Source organism: Nocardiopsis sp. TNDT3 (assembly GCF_003427465.1).
Lineage (GTDB): Bacteria > Actinomycetota > Actinomycetes > Streptosporangiales > Streptosporangiaceae > Nocardiopsis > Nocardiopsis dassonvillei.
Map to the genome: position 1 here is coordinate 1 of NZ_QPFC01000410.1, position 2,952 is coordinate 2,952.

The following is a 2,952-nucleotide window of genomic DNA, read 5'->3' on the forward strand; positions in this document are numbered from 1 at the left end:
CAACGGGAGGGTGGGGGTGGGTATTCCACGACCCGGGGACACTTTTTCCGGTGTCCCCCGCCACATTCCCCGTTCGGGCGCGGAGCGCGGCCGTGGGCGGAGCGCGGTCGGGCGTGGCGCGCGGTCAGGCGCGCGGGGCGGTGCTCTCCCGGGAGGTGAGCCGGGGTTCGAGCAGGGTCACCCCGGGGTTCCCGGGGCCGTCGATCTTGTCCATGAGCAGACCGACCGCGCGGGCCCCGACCTCCTCGGCGGGCAGGTCCACCGAGGTCAGCGGCGGGGCGCCGGGCGGGACCGGGCCGATGGCGACCACGGACAGCTCGGGCGGGGTGCGGCCGTGCTCGGCGAAGGATTCGAGCAGCGGACCGACGGAGGGCTCGTTGTGCACGATGAGGCCGGTGAGGCCGGGCCGCTCGCGGAGCAGGTCCTCCGCGAGGCCGTGCGCGGTGTCGGGGGAGCACGGGTGCAGGGTGGCGCGGACGCCGCGCTCGGCGGCGGCGCGTTCGAAGCCGGTGGTGGTGCGCTCGGCGAACCCGGTGCGCCGTTCGTACACCGAGGGGGGCTGTCCGACGAAGGCGAGGTCGGTGTGGCCGAGGTCGGCTAGGTGGTGCACGCAGGCAGCACCGGCGGCGGCGAAGTCGAGGTCCACGCAGGTCAGGCCCTCGGTGTCCTCGGGGACGCCGATGAGGACCGAGGGCAGGCCCAGTTCGCGCAGGACGGGGACGCGGGCGTCGTCGGCCTCCACGTCCATGACGATGACCCCGTCCACCATGGCGCTGCCCGAGACCCGGCGCAGGCCGTCGGGGCCCTCGCCCTGGGTGAGCAGGAGGACGTCGTGGTCGTGCGCGCGGGCGGCGGTGACCACGGAGACGGCGAAGCGCATCGCGACGGGGACGTGGACGTCGCCGCGGAGCGGGATGACCAGGGCGATCACGTTGCTGCGGCGGCTGGCCAGGGAGCGGGCGCCCGCGTGCGGCTGGTAGCCGAGGGCGTCGATGCTCTCCCTCACGCGCCGCCGGGTGGTCTCGGAGATCGACCGCTTGCCGCTGAGGACGTAGGAGACCGTGCTCGGCGACACGCCAGCGTGCCGGGCCACATCGGAGATCCGCACCGTGCCGTCCCGTCCGTTATCGAACCGATTCGATGCGCTGTTGCGCACCGTGTTGTCCCGGCGCGGAGCCGATGGGCGCCGCCGGGCGAGGAGCGGTCACGGAGCGTGGGGGTGAGGGGAAAAGGGGCGCCGTGGTCAGTCCTCGCGTCCGAGCGTACCGGAGGAGCCCGCGGCGGCGAGGTCGTAGGTCTCACGGAACTGGCGGACCCTGCGCTGGCGGCGCATCATCAGGGGGACGAAGGCAGCGATCATGGCCACCAGCGTTCCTGCCATGAACAGGTTGATCAGGGCGACCAGAGATTCGCTGTCGTAGATGAGCAGGGCATTGGCGACGTTGGGCACGGCGACGAAGCAGCCGAAGACGAGCATGAACTTCGGCGACCTGGAGGTGTCGCTCTGGTCGGCGAGGATGCGCCCGAGCCGGTTGGTCTCGGGGTCCGGGTGGAGGGTGCCCCGCATGATCTGCCAGTGCGCGGCCCAGGCCTTGGCCGGGTCGGCGTCCACAGGTAGCGGCCTGCCCTTGACCATGCGGCGCGTCATCCACGTGCAGAAGAAGCCGCCGAGCGCTGTGAGGACCAGCGCCCCGGCCAGGGTGCCTCCCGCGATGACGGGGAGCGGCCCACCGAAGCCCTCGGCCACCAACAGGGGGCCGAACAGCAGGGAGGCGGAGAAGACGCTGAAGGCGCCGACGCCCAGGGCTGTGCGGAGGCCGAACTGACGCGGGTTGTTCTGGGCGTAGATGTTGAATCGGCCCATGAGGGTGCCGAACCGCCCGGGGGCACGGGGGATGTCGCGGTTCCTGTTCATACCGGCGAACTACCCCGGGGCGCGCCGCGCACATGGGACCAACGACCCGAAGGGCGCACGGCGGGCCGGGGCGTCCCGGAGCCGACAGCAAGCGCCGGGGGCCTGGCCCACCACCCGGCCGCGGTCCTGCCTCGGCGGAGGGCGGCCCGCATCCGAACCCCTTCAGGAGGCCGCGACGGATCAGGGTTGTCCACGTTCGAGGAGGACAGGGTGCGGACGACCTCGGGCGGGGCGGCTAGTCCTGCTTCGGGTTGCTGTTCAGCTTGCGCCGTTCCCAGCGGTTGGGGTGGCGGATGACGACCCCCGCCATGCCGCCGGACCCATTGAGCCGGATCAGCGGGGTTCCCGCGAGCCGGTCGGGGGTCGTCTTGTCCTTGAGGCCGCCCATGCCGGGGTCCACGCCGCTGGTGTCCGCCGCCCAGCCGTCGGGGATGACGATCGTGACACCGGCCGCCTCTCCGTAGGCCTCCACCACGACCTCCGTGAGGCGGCACTCGACCCGGCTGAAGTCGATCTTCACCCCGGCTATGCCCCCGTGGGCGATCACGTGCCCGGGCACCTCCCAGCGCCCGGGGCCGAGGGACGCGCCGTGCATACCGCCCTTGACCACCAGCGGCGGCCGGCTTTCGGGGAGCTGCGGCTGAGGCAGGTCGGCGGTCAGGACGGCCAGCTCGGCGTGCGTCTTGGAATTCAGCGCCTGCTCCAGGCGCGTATCCAGCTCATCGAGGTCGATGCGCCCCTCGGCCGCCGCGTCGCGCAGTTGCTCCACCACCGCGTCCCGGTCGGCGTGGGAGGCGCGGAGGTCTCCGGGGGGAGCGGTGCGCGCGGGGGGCTTCGGAGGCTGGGCGTTCATGACCCAAGGATAAGAGCGGACGAACCGGACTGTACATCTCGGAGGCCGAACCTGTCGGGACCGCGGGTGCCGGTGTCCCCGTGGCTAGCGGTAGTACACCCCGATCCGGGAGCCCGCGACCTCCTCGACCCGCACGTCCAGGTCGAACACGTCCCGCAGCACGAGGTTGGCGTGTGTGCTCCGG

Annotated in this window: 3 protein-coding genes; all 3 read right to left on the reverse strand. The window is 72.6% G+C overall.

The genetic code is table 11. The annotated features are described in order from the left end of the window. Positions 1 to 124: 124 nt before the first annotated feature. Complete coding sequence (locus DQW06_RS10910) at positions 125 to 1,108, reverse strand: LacI family DNA-binding transcriptional regulator (RefSeq protein ID WP_013156543.1); 984 nt, start codon at positions 1,106 to 1,108, stop codon at positions 125 to 127. A 135-nt stretch (positions 1,109 to 1,243) separates the two neighbouring features. Continuing rightward, positions 1,244 to 1,915 carry a hypothetical protein gene (locus DQW06_RS10915; RefSeq protein ID WP_013156542.1) on the reverse strand — a complete coding sequence of 224 codons (672 nt, stop codon included), beginning with the start codon at positions 1,913 to 1,915 and terminating at the stop codon, positions 1,244 to 1,246. 235 nt (positions 1,916 to 2,150) lie between these two features. Beyond that, positions 2,151 to 2,768, reverse strand: coding sequence for a DUF1707 domain-containing protein (locus tag DQW06_RS10920; protein ID WP_013156541.1), 618 nt, complete (start codon positions 2,766 to 2,768; stop codon positions 2,151 to 2,153). Positions 2,769 to 2,952 lie beyond the last annotated feature (184 nt).